The organism is Sorangium sp. So ce362, from assembly GCF_051519845.1.
In the GTDB taxonomy this organism is placed as follows: Bacteria; Myxococcota_A; Polyangia; order Polyangiales; family Polyangiaceae; genus Sorangium.
In genome coordinates, this window is record NZ_CP150332.1 from 5,679,512 (window position 1) to 5,699,421 (window position 19,910).

Below are 19,910 nucleotides of genomic sequence, written 5' to 3' on the forward strand. Positions count from 1 at the left end.
CCCGAGGCATCCGGCGCGACGCCGGTGGACGGGCATGTAGAAACCCAGCCATTCAGCGCGGGCTCGGCCCCGGTGCGCCGGCGGCCGTCCTGCGGAGAGGAGAGACGATGACCCTCGACGAATCCAAGCTATCGCACCGGTTCACCGAACGGAGCGGCGTGCGCCTTCACTACGTCGAGGCGGGCGAGGGGCCGCTGGTCGTGCTCCTCCACGGCTTTCCCGAGTTCTGGTACTCGTGGCGCCACCAGATCGCCGCGCTTGTCGAGGCGGGTTACCGCGTGATCGCCCCGGACATGCGCGGCTACAACCTCTCGGACAAGCCCCGGGGCGTCGCGGCCTACGCGCTCGCCGAGCTGACCGCGGACGTGGCGGCGCTCATCGAGGCTTCGGGCGCGGAGCGCGCCGCGGCCGTGGTCGGCCACGACTGGGGCGGCGGCGTCGCCTGGGCGTTCGCGGGGCGGTATCCCGCGCTCCTCGATCGGCTGGTCATCCTCAACTGCCCTCACCCCCAGAGGCTGCTCGCCGGGTTTCGCACGGCGCGGCAGCTCCGCAAGAGCTGGTACATGCTCTTCTTCCAGCTCCCGAAGGTCCCCGAGCTGCTCGCCCGGCGGGACGATTATGCGTTTTTCCGCGCGTCGTTGAAGGACGATCCGCAGCGGCTGGGCGCCATGAGCGACGAGGAGCTCGCGCGTTACGTCGAAGCGTGGTCGCAGCCGGGCGCGCTCACGGCCACGATCAACTACTACCGCGCCACCTTCCGCCCGAGCGGCCTGCGCGGGTTGACCCGGCCGCTCCGCATCGCCCCCCCCGTGCTGGTGATCTGGGGCGAGCACGACCGCTACCTCGGCGCCGAGCTCGCCGTGCCGGATCCCGAGCTGGTCCCGAACGCCCGTGTCGCCCGCATCCCCGACGCGAGCCACTTCGTGCACTACGACAGGCCGGAGAGGGTCAATCAGCTCCTCCTCGAGTTCCTGCGGTGAAGCCCGCACGGCAGCGCCGCGCCGTCGGCGGCGCGACCGCGCCGTCACGCGCCGTCACGTGACGGCGTCTGCGCGGCGTCAAAGCGGCTCTTCGCCGCCGCGGACCCGTTTGACACGGCGGTGCGGCCGATCGACCCTGCCGGGCGACCATGCTCCGCCGCATCCCTGATCGGAATATCTGGCTCGTCTACGGCGCGATCTTCCTCCTCGGCCTCGCTTACGGCATCGCCATCTCGCTCACGGCGGTCTTCCTGGACGTGCGCGGGTTCACCAAGCGCGACATCGGGCTGCTCGCGTCGTGCTTCGCGCTCGGCATCGTCCTGCTCTCGCTGCCCATGGGCGCGCTCATCCGCCGGTTCTCGGCGAAGGCCACGCTGGTGAGCTCGCTGGTCGGGTACGCGGCCGCGGTCGGCGTCTTCCCCTACCTGCCGGGCTTCGCCTCCATCGCGGCGGTCCGCTTCCTCGACGGCGCGTGCTCGGTCGGCATCTGGGTGAGCTGCGAGACGATCCTGCTCGCCCGGTCGGACAAGGACAACAAGGCGTTCGTCACGAGCCTCTATGCGGTCGCGATGGCGCTCGGCTACGTCATCGGCCCGCTCTGCGCGAAGGGCATCGTCGCCCTCGCCTCGATGCCCGCGGCGTTCGTGATCTCGTGCGTCATCGCGGCGCTCTCCGCGCTCCTCGTGCTCGCGCGCCTCGATCGCGACCCGAAGGACGCGCCGGCGCACGGGGAGGCCGGCGCGCCGGACGGCGAGGAGCCTCAGGCGACCTCCGCCTCGATCCTCTGGCGCATCAAGACCTCGTGCTTCGCGACCTTCGCCTATGGCTACTTCCAGGCCTCGGTCGTCCTGTTCCTCCCGCTGTACCTGATGGCGTCGAAGGGCGTCACGCTGGAGCAGACGATCCTCATCCCTGCCTTCTTCGCGGTCGGGATGCTCGTCTTCACCAACGTCTTTGGCCGGATCGGCGATCGCCGCGGCCACCTGTTCCTCATGCGCGTGCTCGGCGCGATCGGCACGCTGATGATCCTCGGCTTCGTGTACCTGGATCGGTACGACGCGATGTGCGCTGCGGTGCTCGTCGCCGGGGCGACGCTCGCGTCGATCTCGCCGCTCAGCCTCGCGCTCCAGGGCGTCGTCACCGCGCCGCGCGACTACAGCCGCGCGAACTCGCTCTACAACGTCTTCTACGCCGCCGGGATGCTCCTCGGCCCCCCGGTGTCGAGCGCCCTCTACGAGGCCTCGGGCGGCGTCGCGATGCTCTACCACCTGGCGGTGCTGTGGGCCGGGTTCGTCGTCTTCGCCCTCGTCTTCGCGGGGGACGACCCGGCGGCGCGGCGGCGCGAGCGGAGCCGGGTCGAGGCCGCCGCCTGAGGGCGAGCTCGGCGGGGCCCCCGCCCCCCCCCGAAGAACCCCCTCGCCGGCGGCCGGGCCCTGCTCTCAGTAAAGAACGCGCGTCCGGAGGCTGGTCTCCAGCGCCCCGATCCGCCGGCTCACCTCGGCGGACACGTCCTGCGAGAGGTCCATGATGAGGTAGCCGATGTTGGCGTCCGTCGACAGCACCTGGCTGTCGATGTTGGCGTTCACGTCCGACACGATGCGGTTCACGTCACGGAGCACGCCCGGCACGTTGCGGTGGACGTTGAGGATGCGGTGCGTGCCCTTGAGCGGCGGGAGCTCCACGTTCGGGAAGTTCACCGCGCCCGTCGTCGCCCCGGTGATCGCGAACTGCGTCAGCGCGCGCGACACCTCGCGGCCGATGGCCTCCTGCGCCTCCTCGGTCGAGCCGCCGATGTGCGGCGTCAGGATGACGTTCGGGAGCCGCTGCAGCTCCGTGTGGAAGCCGTCCGAGTTCGACTCGGGCTCCTCCGGGTAGACGTCGATCGCCGCGCCCGCGAGGTGCCCGCTCTTCAGCGCCTCGGCCAGCGCCGGGATCACGACGACCGTGCCGCGGCTCGCGTTGAGCAGGTACGAGCCCTTGCGCATGTGCGCGAGCTCGGCGGCGCCGATCATCTTGTGCGTCTCCGGCGTGCCCGGCACGTGCAGCGAGACGAAGTCCGACTCGGCGAGCAGCGCCTCCAGCGTCGGCAGCGGGCGGTTGTTGCCCATCGGGAGCTTCTGGCCGATGTCGTAGTAGACGACCCGCATCCCCATCGCCTCGGCGAGCACGCCGAGCTGCTGGCCGATGTGGCCGTAGCCGATCAGGCCGAGCGTCTTGCCGCGGATCTCGTAGCAGGCCTTCGAGACCTTCTTCCAGGTGCCGGCGTGCACCTCGCGCGACCGGTCGCCGAGCTGCCGGGAGAGCATGACGCACTCGGCGATGATCATCTCGGCGACGCTGCGCGTGTTGCTGAACGGCGCGTTGAACACCGGCACACCGCGCCGGTTCGCCGCGTCGAGGTCGACCTGGTTCGTGCCGATGCAGAAGCACCCGATGGCGAGCAGCTTGTCGGCCTTCTCGAGGACGCCCGCGGTGACGTGCGTCTTGCTCCGGATGCCGACCATGTCCACGCCCGGGAGCGCGGCGATCAGCTCGTCCTGCTTCATCGCGGAGCTGCGCGTCTCGATCTCGAACGACCGCGTTCGAAAGAGCTCGTGCGCGCTCTGGTGGATGTTCTCGAGCAGGAGCACCTTGACGGGCTCCTTCGCGGCTGGGGGGGTGGTCTGAAGTTTCGTTGAAGTTGGCGTCATTGGCTTCATCCGTCAGGGCCACCTCTACCGCAACTTGGCCGGTTTGCATCTCGGATCCGATCCGACGCCGCCGGGGCGGCTGTCCGCGCATCCGTTGCGCGCGGCAGATCGCCGCACCGCCCCCTCGCGCGCGCCGCAGGGGAGACGCCTTGCCCATGGCAGGCTAGATTGCGCCGCATGCGCCACCGCAGACACGCTCGACTCCCCGCCTTCCTCGCCGTCGCCGCGCTCGCCGCTGCCCCTGGATGCAAGGGGAAGCCCAGCCCCAGCGGCCCCCCGCAGAGCGCGACGACGGCCCACGACGCGCCCGCGGCGCCGCCGGCCTCGACGACGATCGACACGATGCCGCCGCCGGTCCCGCCGCCGTCGAAGAACGCGCTCATCGAGGACGAGCGCAACACGATCTCGGTGTTCCGCGAGGTCGCGTCCGCGACGGTGTTCGTGACGCAGCGCCGCCTCGTGGTGGACCGCTTCTTCGGGACCGCGGTCGAGGTGCCCGCCGGCTCGGGCTCGGGCTTCGTCTGGGACGCTGACGGGCACATCGTCACGAACTTCCACGTCGTGGACAACGCGCAGTCGCTCATCGTCCGGCTCCAGGGGGAGAAGACGTTCCCGGCGCGCCTCGTCGGCGTCGAGCCGCGCAAGGACATCGCCGTGCTCAAGATCGACGCGCCGAAGGAGATGCTCAAGCCGATCCAGATCGCGCCCCTGCGCGAGCCGCTCGAGGTCGGGCAGAAGGCGATCGCGATCGGCAACCCGTTCGGCCTCGATCACACCCTGACGACCGGCATCATCAGCGCGGTCGGCCGCCAGGTCGAGGGCGCCGGCGGCGTGACCATCCGCGACATGATCCAGACCGACGCCGCCATCAACCCCGGCAACTCCGGCGGCCCGCTGCTCGACTCGAGCGGGCACCTCATCGGCATGAACACGATGATCTTCTCGAAGAGCGGCGCCTCCGCCGGCATCGGCTTCGCCGTGCCCTCGACGATGATCGCGCGGGTGGTCCCGCAGATCATCAAGACCGGCAAGGCCGAGACGGTCGGCCTCGGCATCCAGCTCGACCCGGCCCGCCGCCTCGAGCGGCGCAACGGCATCCGCGGCGTCATCGTGATGAGCGTCATCCCCGACGGCCCCGCCGCCAAGGCGGGCCTGCGCGGCCTCTCCGAGGGCGACCGCGGGCTCGTGCTGGGCGACGTGATCGTCGGGCTCGACGGCGCGCCGGTCGCGGATTACGACGCGCTCTACAACGCCCTCGACGGCAAGAAGCCGGGCGAGAAGGTGAAGGTCGACCTGCTCCGCGGCGGCCAGAAGACCACCGTCGAGATCGCGGTCGAGCTCCTCAGCTGAGCGGCCGGCGGCCGCCGCGCGGTGTCCGTCGGGGGAGCGATGAGCCGCCCGGCGGCCGCCGACGCGGGCCCCGCCGGGCGACGGCGCGCTCAGGCGATGATCGGATCGATGAGCCCGCCTTCGAGGCTCTCGTCGCCGAAGGTGTCGAGCGGGCCGCCCTGGCCGTTGGTGCAGCCGACGGCCGCGCCGATCGTGTTGAGCAGCTTGTTGTTGGTGACCTTGATGTCGACGAACTGGCCGGTCTTCAGGTAGCCCGCGGCGCCGCCGGCGAGGATGTACGGGACCCTCCGGAAGGAGTGGTACTTGTCGGCGTTGTCGTTGAGCCACACGGCCACGCCGTGATCGAGCAGCGTCCCCGAGCCGAGATCGTAGGACGAGAGCCTGTCGAGCAGGTGCTTGAAGATCCGCCCGTGGATCCGGTCGACCTGGTGATGCAGCTCCTGCGCGCCCTCGATCGGCGGGCCCTCCGAGCCGTCGCCGTCGATGCGGTGGGAGATCTTGTGGAAGCTCTTCTGCCGCACGCCGTGGATCGTGTACTCGGTCCCGTCGTTGCCGTCGCCCACCTGGAGCGTCGCCGCGCGCGTCACGCCGCACGCCATCGCGAGCGCGATGATGTCCATCTGCATGCGGGCGATGGTCTCCACGTTGTCGTGGCTGCGGACGCCCGGGGAGATCGCCTCCATCTCGGCGACCCGCTCCTGCGGCAGCTTGCAGGCGAGCGCGACCTCGAGGTCGCGGATGCTGTCGAAGTGGAGCTGTAGCCGCTCGCGATCGCTCTTGCTGAGGTCCTTCCGGCCCATGAGCGACTGCATCTCCGCGCGGACCAGGTCGTTCACGCTGGCGCGGCGCTCGGCCAGCGACTGCGCGACCCCGTCGTCGGCGTCGGCGAGCCCGAAGAGCTTCTTGTACGCGTTGAACGGGTCGCGCTCGGCGGCGCGGAGCTGCTTCGGGCCGCGGTACGAGAGCACCTCGTTGAGGTAGCCGACCATCCTGCCCGCGTAGAGCGTCAGCGGCTCGACGCCCGCCGGGTTGAGCTCGGTCGCGATGCGGTTGTCGATCGACTCGCCCATCGCGAGCGACTCGTTGCCCGACGGATCGTCCGACACGCGCGCGGCCGTGAGGCACTGGTTGCCGCCGCCGGAGTGGCCGCACCCGTTGGCCTTGAACGCGAAGCTGATGCCGCGCACCATGATCAGCTTGCTCGCGTAGTCCTTGAGCTCGCTGACCGCGCGGTCGCTGTCCCGCTCCATCGACTCGGCGGTCAGCGGGCCCGTCTCGCTCGGCCAGAACATCTCGGGCTCGTCGTCGACCTCCTGCGCCACGCCGTTCGCCTGGCGCATGAAGATCGCGAAGGGCGGCGCGTCGCCCGTGCCGGCCGCGGCGCGCCGGGGCGCGAAGGTCTCCAGGAACGGGAGCGCGACCGTGACGCCAAACAGGCCTCGAAGCACACGTCGTCGGGTGATCATTGCGCCTCCGCGGGAACGCGAGCGAGGAAGGAAGTGGACGAGACGATCTGGAGAAGGAGCTCCTGGGTCGAGGCGCCGCCGCGCGACGCGTCGCCGAGCTCCTGGATGAGCCCCCGGTCCTTCGCGGCCGCGCCGCGGCCGTGGGCGAACTCGACCCAGTGCTTCGCGTAGCACGCGTGCGCCTCGCTGCTCTCGGCGAGGACCTGGCTGAACGCGATCGCGTCCGCGTAGCTCCTCGGCTGGCCGCCGAGATAATAGACGTCCGCGGCGTCGACGGGCACGCCGTTGTCGGTCGCGCGGTACTTGCCGATCGCGTCGTAGTGCTCGAAGGCAAACCCGGCGGGGTTGATCATCGTCGCGTGGCACGCCTCGCCGCAGGTCCCCTTGCCCGTGTGCGCCGCGACGCGCTCGCGGTTTGTCGCGTGCTCGCCCGGCGGCAGCGCGGTCGCGTTGTCGGGCGGCGCCGGCAGCGACGCGCAGAGGATCCTGAGGTTCACGAAGACGCCGCGGTGGATCGAGTCCGGCTGCCGCGCCGTCGCCCTCGACGCGAGGAAGCCGAGGCGCGTGAGCAGCCCGGAGCGCTCCGCCCCGTTGAGCTCCACCTGCTTGAATTCATTGGAAAATTCTCCGTCGATGCCGTAGGCCGCCGCGAGGTGGCCGTTCACGAACGCGGTGCGGGCGGTGAGCAGGTCGGTGAGCCCGCCTTCCTTGTCGAAGACGACGTGATCCACGAAGAGCTCCGCCTCGCGCTGCATGGCGTCGCCCATCTCGGGGACGAACTCGGGGAACAGCGCCTGGTCCTTGTTGAGGTCGTCGTACTGCTCGTAGTCGTAGAGCTGCCGGTGGAACGCGCCGACGACCTCGCGGGCGCGCGGGTCCTCGAGCATGCGCTCGGCGTAGGCGCGGACCGCCTCGTGGGTTGACAGCTCGCCCGCCTTCGCCGCCGCGAGGAGCTCGTCGGAGGGCATCGTGTTCCAGAAGAGGTACGCGAGCTTGGCCGCGATCTCGTACCCGCTCAGCGGGATGAGCCCGCCCTTCGCCGGCCCGGCGCCGAGCTCGACCCGGTAGACGAAATGGGGCGACTGCAAGAACGCCTCGAGCGCCGCGCGCACGCCCGCGACGAACGGGTCCTCGCCCTCGAAGAGCTCCTTGCCGCGGTCGAACAGCGCGAGGTACGCGCCCCGCTCGTCGGCCGTGAGCGGGCGCCGGAACGCCCGCTCGCCGAACCGCTCGACGAACGCCTGCGCCCGCGCCTCCGGCTCGGCCGGCAGGTCCGCGGGCACGATCCGCGCGAGCTTGCCCTGGTCGCCGGCGACCATCGCCGCGAGCTCCTCGGCGGCGCGCTGGTAATCGCTCCAGAGACCTGGCGTCACCCGGAGCGCAGCCTCGTTGTTGTCGAACACGCCGCCGAGCGGATCGCTCGTGAACGACGCCGAGAGACCGGGCCTGTCGTCGAGGCGCAGGAGATCGCGCACCGTGTTCTCCCACTGCGCGTGGCTCAGCCGCGGGAACATGCTGCGCCCGGCGACCTGCGTCTCTGCCGCGCCATCCGGCAAGCCGCCCGGCACAACAGGGCCGGGGCCGTCGCCCTCCCCCGGCTCGCCCACGGAGCCCGTACACCCCCCGAGCAGGAGCGCCGTGGCGCAGAGCCCCGCGCCAAGCGCCCGCCGCCATCGCGGCGAGCCGGTCATCGAACAAGACGGTGAGGTCATCGTTCCCTCCTGGCCAAGAACTCTGGTGATTAAGCAGCTCCTTCAGCATAACTATTAATTCAACACCCATCAACCAGAAACCGTCTCGTTTGAACGTCGTGTCGGTTCAAGCTGCAGCTCTGCCACGTTCGCGCCAAGTTCGCGCCAAGTTCGCGTCACAACCGCTCGGCGCTGGACAAATCGAACATCACCGGAACTCCCATGCTCGCGCCGGAGCGAAATCGCCGGTGATCACGCGATCTCGATGGATGCCGCGCAACCGCGGGCGGCAGGGTGTGCGCCGATCCGCCGCAGGGGGGCGCGTGGAGTCTCACGTAGGTTCTCTGTTGCTCCAGCGGGGATGATTCAGCAGTCTGTCGCTCATGCGCACCTATCGCCCTCGACTCGTCTCCACGTGGTTTGCGCTCGCGCTCGCGTCGCTCGCTGCCCTCTCTGCCTGCGAGCGGCGGGCGGCGCCGCCCGCTGGCGGCGCCCCGGCGGGCCCCGGAACGGAGGCGCCGCCGGCCACGCCGGTCGCGAGCGCGCCGGCGGCCGCCGCGGCGGCCCGGGTCGAGTACCTCGAGGAGGTCACGGGCGGCGCGGACAGGAGCGAGGCGCTCCCCCTGGTCGTCGCCATTCATGGGCTCGGCGATCGGCCCGAGTCGTTCGCGGGGGTCCTGGCGGGCGCCGACGTCAAGGCGCGCCTCATCGTGCCCCGCGGGCTCACGCCGTACGGGGACGGCTACTCGTGGTTTCCGCTCCAGCAGGCGCTCGCGAGCGAGGATGTCGGACAGGGCATCTTGCGCGCGGCCGCCGCGCTCGCGGCGACGATCGAGCGGATCGCCGCCGAGCGGCCGACGCGGGGCAAGGCCATCGTGACCGGCTTTTCCCAGGGCGGCGCGCTCACGTTCGCGCTCGCCCTGCACCACCCGCGCGCCGTAGGCGCCGCCTTCCCCGTGAGCGGCTGGGTCCCCCCCGCGGTGCTGCCCGGCGGAAGCGCGGTGGAGCCGGCGACTCCGGCGCTCGTCGCGCTGCACGGCGAGGCCGATCGGCGCGTCCCGATCGGCCCCACCCGCGACGCGATCGCGGCGCTCGACGGGCGCGGCGTCAAGGCGAGCCTGAAGAGCTACCCGGGTGTCGGCCACACGGTGAGCGGCGAGATGCGGCGCGATCTCCTGCAGCTCATCCGCCGCGCCGCCGCCGAGATGCGCTGATGTCTTTCCCGTCGTCGTCGGGAGCGCCGCGCGGGTCGTGGGGACGGCGACGTGCGGGACGCGCAGCGCCGATCTACACGGCGCGCCGCGCATACCCTATGTTGCGAGCTCGAATGGAACCGGACCTTTCCCCTCGCTTCGAGCGGTGGCTCTGCCACCCTCGCTTCTTCAAGGCCGTCTTGCTCCTCGCGCTCGCCCTGGCGGCGTCCACCATCACGCTCGCCTTCTACAGCGATGACTATATTCTGCTGTGCTATCTCGCGGAGCTGATCCCCGGCTCGCCGCCCTGGTACGATCTCTACAACTTCTTCGGCGGCGACCCGCACCGGACGCAGGCGAACATCGCCCTCACCGGGTTGCCGTGGTGGACCGATCCCGAGCTCAGGCTCCACCTCGTCCGCCCCCTGGCGAGCGCGCTGTTCACGCTCGAGAACGCCGTCTTCGGCCGCGCCCCGCTCGGGTACCACCTCGTCTCCATCGCGCTGTATGTCGCCCTTGTCGCGGCCGCCGGCAGGCTGTTTCTGCGGGTGCTCCCGGGCGCGACCGCGGCGCTCGCGCTGCTCATCTTCGCGGTGAGCGCGAGCCACATGCAGTCGGCCGGCTGGATCGCCTGCCAGCACCTCCTGCTCGCGGCGCTCCCGGTGGTGCTCGGGCTCTCGGCTTATCTCCGCTACCGCGAGGAGGGATGGCGCCCGGGGCGCTACCTGGGCCCGCTCGGGCTCGGGATCGGGCTCCTGGGCGGCGAGGCGGCGCTCGGCGGGGCAGCGTACTGGATCGCCTACCAGCTCGCCGGCCCCGCGCCGCCGAGCCGCGCGGCCGGCTGGCGCGCCCGGGCAGCCGCTGCGCTCCCGGTGCTCGGTCTCCTCGTGTACTTCGCCGCCTACAAGGCGGCCGGCGGCGGCGCCGCGCACACCGGCGGTTACGTCGACCCGCTCGCCGACCCGCTCAGGTTCGTGGCCACGGCGGCGGAGCGCCTGCCCGTCCTGCTCGGCAACGCCATCGTGACGGTGCCCGCCGACTTCTCGACCGCGTTCCCCAAAGGCCCCTTCGTCGTCATCGGCCTCGCGGCGACCGCCGGCGCCGCCCTGCTCTACCGCGCTTGCCTCCCGGCGATCCCCGAGCGCGAGCGCGCCGCCCTGCGCTGGCTCGTCCCCGGGGCGCTCCTCGCGTTCGTCACATGCCTCGGCGGCTTCCCCGGGTCGCGCCTCCTGCTGCTGCCGAACCTCGGGATCGCGCCGCTCCTCGCCGTCCTCATCGTGCGCGGGCTCCGCCGCGGTCCATCGCACGGGCCCGCGTCGTGGCCCCGCCGCGCAGGCGCCGGGTTTCTCGGCGTCGTGCACGTCGCGCTCGCGCCGCCGATGTTCCTCCTCGCCACCGCCTCGAGCGCCGACATCGCGCGGAAGCTCGAGGACGTCGCCCGCACCGCCGAGATCGGGGCGCCGCCCCGCAAGCGGGTCTTCATCGCCGCCTCCTCGGATCCCATGGCATCGATGTATCCTCAGGCGATCATCGCCCTGGAGTCGCCCGACGCCATCTCCTGCTGGGCGATGCTCTCGATGACCAAGGCCTCACACCGCCTCACGCGCACCGGCGGATCGTCGTTCACCCTCGCGCCCATCGGCCAGACGATGCTGACAGGAGCGTTCGAGAGCCTCTATCGCGCGCCGTCGTCGCCGCTCCAGCCGGGCTACGAGATCCGCCAGTGCGGCGGCACGATCCGGGTCGCCGAGGTCGAGGACGGGAAGCCCACGCGGCTCGAGATCGATGTGGGCGCGCCGCTCGAGGATCCAGGGCTCGCGCTCCTGGCATGGCGCGACGGGAGGCTCCGCCGCGTCGCGCCGCCCGCGGTCGGCGAGACGATCGAGCTCCCGTGGTCGCCGGGGCCGATCGGGGTGTTCTGAGCGGAGGATCGCGCCGCGCTGGAGGTCGTCCGGGCGCGCGCCCGGACGAGAGCGCGGGCAGGGTCCGCCGCTTCCGCGTCGCGCTCGCGCAAGGTCGCTGTCTCACGGAACGCCAGCGGAACTGCAACCCCCCTTGACGTGGGCGCAGCTCCGGTTTCCCCTGACTCTCTATGCTCAGCCAAAGAGTATCTCACCGTGTGCAACCAGGGCAATTCGGTGAGCTCCGGCACGAACGTCGAGGTGATCCTGTCGGAAGACGACATCATCACACCGTCGGATGCGCTCGCCGGCTACGCCTCGCTGGGGCACCTCTACCCGGGGCAATGCGCGGTGCTCGGCGTCCAGACCAGCGCGGGCGTGCCCGACGGCGCGTACACGCTCGGCGCCGTGGTGGACTCGTTCGGTGATGTGATCGAGCTCTCGGAGACCAACAACGCGGCTGCGGGAGGCGACATCGGCATCGGCGACGGCCCGGATCTCATCGTCTCCGCCGTGAGCGGCCCGCCGAGCGCCTTTCCCGGCGGCGGTTTCAACGTCCAGGTCACGGTGTGCAACCAGGGCACGGCGCCGAACCAGACCGGGATCGTGGATGTGCGGCTCTCGCCGGACGCCACGATCGAGCCGTTCGATCCGCTCCTCGGCAGCGCCCCGGTGCCTTGGTTGTACTCTGGCCAGTGCGAGCCGGTGACCGTTGCTGTCAGCGCCGACGTACCCGAAGGCGCCTATCATCTCGGCGCGATCGCGCGCGAGAACGGCTGGAACCAGGAGCTCATCACGTCCAACAACACGCGGGACGGCGGGCTGCTCGGCGTCGGCCATCGCGCGGATCTCGTCGTCTCCGCGGTGAGCGGGCCGCCGGGCAGCCTCTTCGACGCCTCGATCACCGTCTGCAATCAGGGGACGGCCCCGAGCCACGGCGTCACCGTGGAGGTCCGGCTGTCCCCCGACGCGACGATCACGACGGCCGACGTCATCGCCGGAGGCACCTGGCTGCCGAGCCTCGACGTCGGCCAGTGCGAGAGCCTCGTCGTCCCCACCGACGCCTATGTTCCCGTGGGCACCTATACGCTCGGCGCCGTCGTGGATGCCTACGACGGAGTCCCCGAGCTCCTCGAGAGCAACAACGCCACGGCCGGCGGCGAGCTGCTCGTCGCCTTCTGATCGTCCGCCTTGCGGCATCGGCAGCAGCGGCGAGGACACCGCGTCCTGCCAGGCGGACCGTCAGCTGGAGGTGCGTACGACGCCCATGCCTCGACACTCACGATCCTGGGGCGCCCTACGCTGACGCTGATCTCCGTGAGTACGAGTCCGCGCGCTTCCACGAACGACAGCAGCCTGGGCCGTCGTGCTCCGGGGTCGCCCGGAGCTCGGCGTCCCGCGAACAGGCGGCTTCCTCGCCGTCGCCCCGCGGGCTCGTATACATTGCATGCATGAGCCACGTCGTGATGCAGGCAGCGGAGTTCTCGACGGTCGCCGCGGCGGCGCAGGTCGCGGCGGAGCTGCGGCGGCTCGTCGCGGACTACGTCACCTACGAGGAGACCGCCGATGCGCCGTGGAGCGAGCGCGCCGTGCCCGCGCCGCTTGTCGACTGCCGCGGCTGGCGGTGCGCGTGGACGATCCGCAGGCTCGCGCGGCGGCGTCGGGCGAGTTCCTCGTCGAGGCGGACTACGAGGAGCAGTGCACGACGACGTCGGACGACGCCGCGCTCGACCGTGCGCTGTTCTCCATCACCTTCGAGCGCGACGGCGACCGCATTCACCTGACGTTCGACGACTCGGGCGTGCAGGACTGGGCGTTCGTCGCGATGCTGCCCCAGCTCTCGGGCGACGATCCCGCGCTGCGTGCCCCCGCGCGGGGCCTGCACGCGAGCGTTGTCGATGGCGGAGGGGCGCTCGGCTGAGGGCTCGAGCTCGGCGCAGGAGGGAGCGCACCACGAGGTCGGCTGCCGTGAGGTGCTCTCGGCCGCACGAGCTCTCAGGACGGCAGGGGGCGCTCTCCCTCGGCCTTCGGGGACCTTGGGTCAGGCCAGGTTCCCTCGGAGATTCGGCTCGAGCTTGGACGTTCATGTTCATTCCCCTCGACGCGCTCGGTCCGCTCGGGGCAAGCTGCCTTGGCATGAAGGCTGCGATCTGTCCGAGCTACGGCCCTCCCGAGGTCCTCTTCATCGGCGATGTCCCGAAGCCCACTCCCAAAGCCGACGAAATCCTCGTCAAGGTCCGCGCCTCCTCTGTCAACTCGAGCGACTGGTTCATTCGCAGCGGCCTTCCCACGGCCCCCTTCTACATGCGGTGGATGATGAAGGTCGCGCTCGGCTTTCGAGGACCGCGCCGTCGCATCCTCGGGCTCATCGTCGTCGGTGAAGTCGCCGAGGTCGGGAAGGCCGTCACCCGATTCCGTGCCGGCGACCGAATCTGGGCGTTTACCAAGCTCCGCCTCGGGGCCTATGCCCAGTTTACCTGTCTCCGTGAGTCGAGCGCCGCAGCGCTTTCCCCGCGAAACCTCGCCGATGAAGAGACCGCCGCCATTCCCTACGGCGGCCTGCTGGCGCTCCACTGCCTCCGCCGCGCGGCGCTCAAGCCGGGCCACGCTATCGTTATCTACGGGGCTTCGGGCGGCGTAGGGACTTCGGCCGTCCAGCTCGCGCGCCACATGGGGGCCGAAGTCACGGCGGTGTGTAGCGCGGCCAATTCGGAGCTCGTCCGCTCTCTCGGCGCGGCGCACGTGATGGACTACACGACGGAGCTGTCACCTCCCGAAGGCGCTCGCTACCATGCCGTGCTCGACGCGGTCGGCAAGCGAAAGACCTCGCCGCTCCGCTCCGCGTGCGAGAGCGCGCTCGCCCCCGGAGGCCGTTCGATCTCGGTCGATGATGGGACACCGGAATTCGTGGCGCGCGATCTCGAGGAGCTGGCCGAGCTCGTCGACAACGGGTTCCTGCGGCCCGTCATCGATCGGCGCTATCCACTCGATCAGATCGCCGAAGCCCACCGGTACGTCGAGCAAGATCACAAGAAAGGCGCCGTCGTCATCACCGTCGCGCACGACGACTGGGCGGGGCTACGCAGCGCATCCTGCCCTTTCGCCTGCAGGAGGTTCGGGAGGCGCGCGCTCCGCATGGACGCTCAAACACACGGCCTCTCCCCGCGGCGTGAGCTCGTGAGGAGGCGCTCTTCAAGGGCTCCGCAATAGCCCAAAGCACGCGGGAGCCTGCCGGCGTCCAGGCCGAGACGTGCCATATCACCCACGAAGACTATCCCCTCCTGCAGACGGGGACTGGACCCCAGTGCGGAACGCTCGAATCCCCCTGCGCGCCGGCGTGTCTCAACTACGCAATGTGCCGGCACCCCGACCTCGGCCTGCAGTCCATGGTGGGGCAGATCCCGCTCCACAGCTGGGGTACCGGCGCGCAGCGCGGGACTATGGTCGGCACCTGCTCGGACACGAGCGTCGTACCGCTGTACCTGGCGTGCCGGCACGAGAGGCACGGTTCAACAACAATCCGGGGCCCGGATTCAACCCGGATACGTTCTGGGGCCCGTATCCGCTCCTCGCCGACCGCTGGCCGGACATCACCACGGCCGACTCGATCCGGCGCTTCACCGGCCAGAGCGCCCGGGATGCGGTGCGGGCGGCGGTCTCGGCCGATCTCAAGGACCTTCAGAAGATCTTCTACGCGGGGGGCGCCGCGCGCATGACGAAGGCGGGCGACAGCCTCGCTCTCGCGGCCAGCCGGCTCTCTCGGGCTCGAAGCTCTTCTGGGAGGCCTATGTGCCCCTGGGTCTGCCCCTGTCGCTCGAGAACGACGAGGTGCTGCGCGAGCAGCTCTACGGCTCGGAGGCGGTGCTCACCGGGCGGGACGTGGTCAACATCGACGACCATATCAACGATGTGGAGGACGCCTACCGCTTGTTTGCCGTCACTCCGCCGGACAGCAACGTGCTCGCGGATATAGACGCTTCCGTCGTCTCCCGCGCGAACCGGCTCGATGCGACGATCGACGCCATCCTCACCCGGCTGTCGCAGAGCGGTGACACAGCGGCCGGCTCGATCGTGGCGCCGACGCTGCTTCGCGTACGTCTGCTCGGTCTCCAGAGCACCGATTACGTCAAAATCCAGAGAGATTCAGCAGATTGGAAGAGGGCCGCAAGGGCACGAGGGACGCAAGGGGAAGAGGGGAACAGGGCGGCGACGGAGGTGACGACCGACATCCCCGAGCACAGCGACCTTTACGACGCGCCCCGGACGGCGGTGACGGCGAGCAGCGCGACCGACGACAGGGCCTCGCCGCCCGCCCGATCGACGACGACGACGCCGATGAACGCTTTGGCCTTGTACTTCTGGACGTCCGTCAGCGGGACGTAGAGCGACTCGTTTGTCACGTGCTGCAACGAGTAGTTGAGCCCGCGAGCGCCGGCAGCCAGCACGATGGATCTGTTGATTTTTGTAGGCGGATCAGTGGATCGTACGTTTGGACGTCATGTCGACGGCCGGTCGTTGGCGGGAGATTCTTGACAGGTCGGAATGGCTTTGCGCGGACTATCCTCCCGGAGGCTGTCATGTTCCGCATCGCCTGATACAGTACAACCCCTGGCGGAAGAGCGAGTGCGTTCGCTTCTTCGACGTATTTGCCTGCAGGGTTCGATCAAGCCCGGTCTCTTCGCTGGTCGCCCGTTCCGCATGGCTTGACACCTGGGCGGCGCGCAGGACGCCGACCACGCCGTTCCTTTGAGGTGTACTCTCCCGGACATGCAACCACTCCGGATGGCTTCTCTGACCCTTCCCTTTGCCCTCCTCGGGCTCGCCGCTTGCGGCGACGGCGCGGCGCCCCCGGGGCCCACGACCAGCACCCAGGCCACGACCAGCTCCAGCGGCGCCGGTGCGGACGGCAGCACGAGCAGCTCCTCGGCGGGCGGCTCCGGCGGCTCTGGCGGAGACGGCAGCACGAGCAGCTCCTCGGCGGGCGGCTCCGGCGGCTCTGGCGGAGACGGCAGCACGAGCAGCTCCTCGGCGGGCGGCTCCGGCGGCTCCGGCGGCTCCGGCGGCTCCGGCGGCGCCGGCGGCGTCGTGCAGCCTGATGTCCTGGAGCAGCTCCGGGAGCTCCCCGGCGTCACGAACGTGGTCGAGGACCGCTCGGCCCTCGACGACTATCGCTTCTTCCTCATCGATTTCGACCAGCCCATCGATCACGCCGATCCGGCGGGACAGCACTTCTCGCAGCGCCTCGCGCTACACCACCGCGATGCCGGCGCTCCCTTGGTGCTCGCTAACTCGGGGTATTTCCTTATGGTGTCTTCAGAGTACCAGTACATCGATGAGCCGACCGGGCTGCTCGGTGGGAATCAGCTCAACATCGAGCACCGTTATTTCACTCCGTCGCGCCCTGAGCCGGCGGACTGGACGAGGCTCAACATCGAGCAGGCAGCCGCCGACCAGCACAGCATCTCCGAGGCATTCCACGCGCTTTACACCGGCCCCTGGATCTCGACCGGCGCCAGCAAGGGAGGGATGACCTCCGTGTATCATCACCGCTTCTACCCCGAGGACGTGGACGGCACCGTGGCCTATGTCGCGCCACACAGCAACTCCGTCGCGGACCCGCGGTACGTCGACTTCCTCAACGAGGTCGGCGACGCCGGCTGCCGGCAAGCCCTGAGAGACTTCCAGCGCGAGGCGCTGCTCCGGCGCGACGCCATGCTCGCGCGCATGGCCGAGCAAGCGACGATATTAGGGGTCAACTATGACCTCTTCGGGCTCGACGCGACCCTCGAGAGCACCGCCATCAGCTTGGCGTTCGGGTTCTGGCAGTCCCATGGGCAATATCGCTGCGCCGACATCCCCTCGCAAGAGGCCTCCGACAACGAGGTCTGGGGCTTCCTCGACGAGATCGGCTCGCCGCTCACCGCGTCCGATTCCTACATGCTCGCCCTTGAGCCCTACTACTGGCAAGCCTACACGCAGCTCGGCGCGCCGGCGATCGACACGTCCTACTTCGAAGACCTCCTGGTCTTCGACTGGGGAACCGTCGACGATCTGCCCAGCGTCCCCATCGAGCCGGAGTTCGACCCGGCGCCGATGCAGGACATCTCCGCCTGGCTGGCGACGGAGGGGGAGCGGATCCTCTTCATCTACGGGGAGACGGATCCCTGGACCGCCGGCGCCTTCGAGCTCGGCGGCGCGCGAGACTCGTATAAGCTCGTCATGCCAGGCGGCAACCACAGCGCGAGTATCGACGGCCTCGTCGCTGCGGATCAACAGACCGCGCTCACCGTGCTGGAGACCTGGACCGGCGTGAGCCCGCGCTCCCCGAGCCGCCTCCTGCGCTCGAGGCCGACGCCGCTGCCGCCGTCCTTCCAGCTGCTGCACCGCCTGCACCGCCGCTCCCACCGCTGATCGCGGGCAAGGTGAGATTTTCCCCTCCGGCTCTGCGCGCGAGAACGATGCGGCTCACCGCGATCGCGGACGTGCCCGCACGCGTCGCGCGTCGCTCAAGAATTGAAGATGCTCTTCGAGAGCGCTCCACACGGCGGCGATGCGCGGCACCTGGCGCAGGCTGCGCGGCGTGACGAGCCAGAGCTCGATCGCTGGACCTGCGGGTAGACCCAGATCGAGCGCCACCAGGTCGTCGTCCAGATCGAGCGCGCTGCGCGCCAAGACGGCGGCGCCGGGCCCCGCTCGCACGGCCTCGATCTGAGCAATATAGCTGCTCACGATGAGCTTCGGGACCTTCCTTGCGTGCCGCTTCACGTAGTCGTCCTCGACGGTGGACGTGCGGCCCAGATCGACGCCGCCCCAGTCGAGCTCGTCGAGGCTCTTCTTCGAGCGCTTGCGGTGGGCGATAGGCACCGTGGGCAGGGTGACGATGCGCGCGGCCACCAGATCGCCGCTCTTCGGTCGGAAGAAGCGCACGGCCATTTCGGCCTCGCGATGGCCCAGGTCCGCCACCTCGTAGCTGGTCAGCAGGTGGAGCGAGACGCGCGGGTGTTTCTCGGCGAGCGCCGGGAGCACGCGCGGAATGACGCCGTGCACGGCGATCGACTCGGTGAGCGCAAGGCGAACCAGACCTTCGGCCTCTTTCTCGTGGACGCTGCGTCGCCGGACGGCGACGCAGCCCCGCACATGACCCTCGAGGAGGTCGCGGCCGCGGCCTCCCCACCCCCTGCGTTCGTTGATTCGGCCGGCGTGCGTTGGTTCTACGTCGGGCAGGTCGCCCGCACGAGCGCACCCGCCGCCGACGGGGAGACCAGCGAGGAGTTCGCCGAGGACGAGGCCGCCGAGTTCGAGCCCCTGTCGCTCGTGTTCGCGGACGGGCGCGAGTACATCACGCGCGACACGCTGCCGCGCCTCGACATCGACATCCCTGGCAGCGGCGAGAACGTACATGCGCTGATCAATGGCTCCGACGGCCGCATGCAGATCGTGTCACCGGCGAACTTGTCCCCGCCGTTCTCGAGGGTCGTGTTCCTCGTCAACAGCAGTATTAGCTGTTCCGGGGCGATGTCAGAGCGGGTCGGGCATCTGGATCGACGACAAGCTGGTCGGCATCCTCAGCAATCACACGTTGTTCGCCAACCGCGCGGTCCGCATCCGCGACGAGATCGTGTCGGCGATGAACGACGCGCGCGCGGACTACCCTTAGCGCTTCACCCGATGCCCGAGCTGCACGATGCCATCGTCGTCAGGACTGCGGCGCTGCAGCGCTTCCGGTCGAGCTGGCTCTGCTCACACGCCGGGATCGTCCTCGTGAACGACGTGAGATCGGGCCCGCCGTCGGTCCGGTGCACGATGACCACGACGTCCGTCGGTCGTGGGCCAGTTCTTGACGTACACCGGGGAATCCTGGCGCTCGCCCGCGTCGACGGCCGGCTGCGCCATCGACATCAGATCGCCGAAGCCCACCGGTACGTCGAGCAAGATCACAAGAAAGGCGCCGTCGTCATCACCGTCGCGCACGACGACTGAGCGGGGCTACGCAGCGCATCCGGCCCTTTCGCCTGCAGGAGGCCCGGGAGGCTCGAAGCTCTTCTGGGAGGCCTATGTGACCCTGGGTCTGCCCCTGTCGCTCGAGAACGACGAGGTGCTGCGCGAGCAGCTCTACGGCTCGGAGGCGGTGCTCACCGGGCGGGACGTGGTCAACATCGACGACCCTATCAACGATGTGGAGGACGCCCACCGCTTGTTTGCCGTCACTCCGCCGGACAGCAACGTGCTCGCGGATATAGACGCTTCCGTCGTCTCCCGCGCGAACCGGCTCGATGCGATGATCGACGCCGTCCTCACCCGGCTGTCGCAGAGCGGTGACACAGCGGCCGGCTCGATCGTGGCGCCGACGCTGCTTCGCGTACGTCTGCTCGGTCTCCAGAGCACCGATTACGTCAAAATCCCGAGAGATTCAGCAGATTGGAAGAGAGCCGCAAGGGCGCGAGGGACGCAAGGGGAAGAGGGGAACAGGGCGGCGACGGAGGTGACGACCGACATCCCCGAGCACAGCGACCTTCACGACGCGCCCCGGACGGCGGTGGTGGCGAGCAGCGCGACCGATGCGCGATGCACGCGCGGGTCATGTCACGCTGCAGGCCGTGACATGTCACGCTGCAGGCCGTGACATGTCACGCTTCGAT

General features: G+C 69.9%; 16 protein-coding genes. 12 read left to right on the forward strand and 4 right to left on the reverse strand.

From position 1 onward, the window contains the following. The first annotated feature begins 107 nt into the window (after nt 1–107). Nucleotides 108–980, forward strand: coding sequence for an alpha/beta fold hydrolase (locus tag WMF17_RS21620; protein WP_437603976.1), 873 nt, complete (start codon nt 108–110; stop codon nt 978–980). Between the two features lie 149 nt (nt 981–1,129). Further along, entirely contained in the window at nt 1,130–2,353 is a 1,224-nt protein-coding gene (locus WMF17_RS21625) for an MFS transporter (RefSeq protein WP_437603977.1), read from the forward strand. Nucleotides 2,354–2,419: 66 nt separating this feature from the next. Here WMF17_RS21625 and serA read toward each other — a convergent pair whose 3' ends face one another. Continuing rightward, entirely contained in the window at nt 2,420–3,679 is a 1,260-nt protein-coding gene (gene serA, locus WMF17_RS21630; RefSeq protein ID WP_437603978.1) for a phosphoglycerate dehydrogenase, read from the reverse strand. A 168-nt stretch (nt 3,680–3,847) separates the two neighbouring features. Between serA and WMF17_RS21635 the strand changes: the two genes are divergently transcribed. Further along, nucleotides 3,848–5,020, forward strand: coding sequence for a S1C family serine protease (locus WMF17_RS21635; RefSeq protein WP_437603979.1), 1,173 nt, complete (start codon nt 3,848–3,850; stop codon nt 5,018–5,020). An 89-nt stretch (nt 5,021–5,109) separates the two neighbouring features. On the opposite strand, the gene WMF17_RS21640 is transcribed toward WMF17_RS21635, so the two are convergent. After that, a complete protein-coding gene (locus WMF17_RS21640; protein ID WP_437603980.1) occupies nt 5,110–6,486 on the reverse strand; it encodes a DUF1552 domain-containing protein in 1,377 nt (458 codons plus the stop codon). After that, entirely contained in the window at nt 6,483–8,198 is a 1,716-nt protein-coding gene (locus WMF17_RS21645; RefSeq protein ID WP_437651013.1) for a DUF1592 domain-containing protein, read from the reverse strand. The genes WMF17_RS21640 and WMF17_RS21645 overlap by 4 nt, the downstream gene beginning before the upstream one ends. 362 nt (nt 8,199–8,560) lie before the next feature. Here WMF17_RS21645 and WMF17_RS21650 point away from each other — a divergent pair, with 362 nt between their 5' ends. The 7 genes from WMF17_RS21650 to WMF17_RS21680 all read left to right on the forward strand — a co-directional run bounded on the left by WMF17_RS21650 (nt 8,561) and on the right by WMF17_RS21680 (nt 17,682). Next, a complete protein-coding gene (locus tag WMF17_RS21650) occupies nt 8,561–9,391 on the forward strand; it encodes an alpha/beta hydrolase (protein WP_437651015.1) in 831 nt (276 codons plus the stop codon). 113 nt (nt 9,392–9,504) lie between these two features. Continuing rightward, entirely contained in the window at nt 9,505–11,292 is a 1,788-nt protein-coding gene (locus tag WMF17_RS21655; protein ID WP_437651016.1) for a hypothetical protein, read from the forward strand. Between the two features lie 216 nt (nt 11,293–11,508). Further along, nucleotides 11,509–12,453 (forward strand): CARDB domain-containing protein, encoded by a 945-nt coding sequence (locus WMF17_RS21660; RefSeq protein WP_437651017.1) that lies wholly within the window; start codon nt 11,509–11,511, stop codon nt 12,451–12,453. A 448-nt stretch (nt 12,454–12,901) separates the two neighbouring features. Next, complete coding sequence (locus WMF17_RS21665) at nt 12,902–13,192, forward strand: hypothetical protein (protein ID WP_437651019.1); 291 nt, start codon at nt 12,902–12,904, stop codon at nt 13,190–13,192. Nucleotides 13,193–13,407: 215 nt separating this feature from the next. Continuing rightward, a complete protein-coding gene (locus tag WMF17_RS21670; protein ID WP_437651021.1) occupies nt 13,408–14,481 on the forward strand; it encodes an NAD(P)-dependent alcohol dehydrogenase in 1,074 nt (357 codons plus the stop codon). A gap of 618 nt (nt 14,482–15,099) precedes the next feature. Then, nucleotides 15,100–15,654, forward strand: a complete 555-nt coding sequence (locus WMF17_RS21675; protein ID WP_437651023.1) for a hypothetical protein — start codon at nt 15,100–15,102, stop codon at nt 15,652–15,654. A 399-nt stretch (nt 15,655–16,053) separates the two neighbouring features. Beyond that, nucleotides 16,054–17,682: a S28 family serine protease gene (locus WMF17_RS21680; protein ID WP_437651025.1), complete on the forward strand. Its 1,629-nt coding sequence runs from the start codon at nt 16,054–16,056 to the stop codon at nt 17,680–17,682. A gap of 54 nt (nt 17,683–17,736) precedes the next feature. Here WMF17_RS21680 and WMF17_RS21685 read toward each other — a convergent pair whose 3' ends face one another. Further along, the gene (locus WMF17_RS21685) at nt 17,737–18,318 is read right to left on the reverse strand and encodes a LysR substrate-binding domain-containing protein (protein ID WP_437651027.1); all 582 of its coding nucleotides are present in this window, start codon (nt 18,316–18,318) and stop codon (nt 17,737–17,739) included. On the opposite strand from WMF17_RS21685, the gene WMF17_RS21690 reads away from it, so the two are divergent. Both WMF17_RS21690 and WMF17_RS21695 read left to right on the forward strand, forming a co-directional pair. Beyond that, on the forward strand, nt 18,313–19,251 hold the full coding sequence (locus tag WMF17_RS21690) for a hypothetical protein (RefSeq protein WP_437651029.1): 939 nt from the start codon (nt 18,313–18,315) through the stop codon (nt 19,249–19,251). The genes WMF17_RS21685 and WMF17_RS21690 overlap by 6 nt on opposite strands. A 115-nt stretch (nt 19,252–19,366) precedes the next feature. Further along, nucleotides 19,367–19,894, forward strand: coding sequence for a hypothetical protein (locus tag WMF17_RS21695; RefSeq protein ID WP_437651031.1), 528 nt, complete (start codon nt 19,367–19,369; stop codon nt 19,892–19,894). Nucleotides 19,895–19,910 lie beyond the last annotated feature (16 nt).

Bases quoted from the DNA above. Each gene is read 5' to 3' on its own strand.
- WMF17_RS21635 (WP_437603979.1), top strand. From the start codon at position 3,848: ATGCGCCACCGCAGACACGCTCGACTCCCCGCCTTCCTCGCCGTCGCC.
- WMF17_RS21650 (WP_437651015.1), top strand. From the start codon at position 8,561: ATGCGCACCTATCGCCCTCGACTCGTCTCCACGTGGTTTGCGCTCGCG.
- WMF17_RS21620 (WP_437603976.1), top strand. From the start codon at position 108: ATGACCCTCGACGAATCCAAGCTATCGCACCGGTTCACCGAACGGAGC.
- WMF17_RS21680 (WP_437651025.1), top strand. From the start codon at position 16,054: ATGGCTTCTCTGACCCTTCCCTTTGCCCTCCTCGGGCTCGCCGCTTGC.
- WMF17_RS21625 (WP_437603977.1), top strand. From the start codon at position 1,130: ATGCTCCGCCGCATCCCTGATCGGAATATCTGGCTCGTCTACGGCGCG.
- WMF17_RS21670 (WP_437651021.1), top strand. From the start codon at position 13,408: ATGAAGGCTGCGATCTGTCCGAGCTACGGCCCTCCCGAGGTCCTCTTC.
- serA (WP_437603978.1), bottom strand. From the start codon at position 3,679: ATGAAGCCAATGACGCCAACTTCAACGAAACTTCAGACCACCCCCCCA.
- WMF17_RS21645 (WP_437651013.1), bottom strand. From the start codon at position 8,198: ATGACCTCACCGTCTTGTTCGATGACCGGCTCGCCGCGATGGCGGCGG.
- WMF17_RS21640 (WP_437603980.1), bottom strand. From the start codon at position 6,486: ATGATCACCCGACGACGTGTGCTTCGAGGCCTGTTTGGCGTCACGGTC.
- WMF17_RS21655 (WP_437651016.1), top strand. From the start codon at position 9,505: ATGGAACCGGACCTTTCCCCTCGCTTCGAGCGGTGGCTCTGCCACCCT.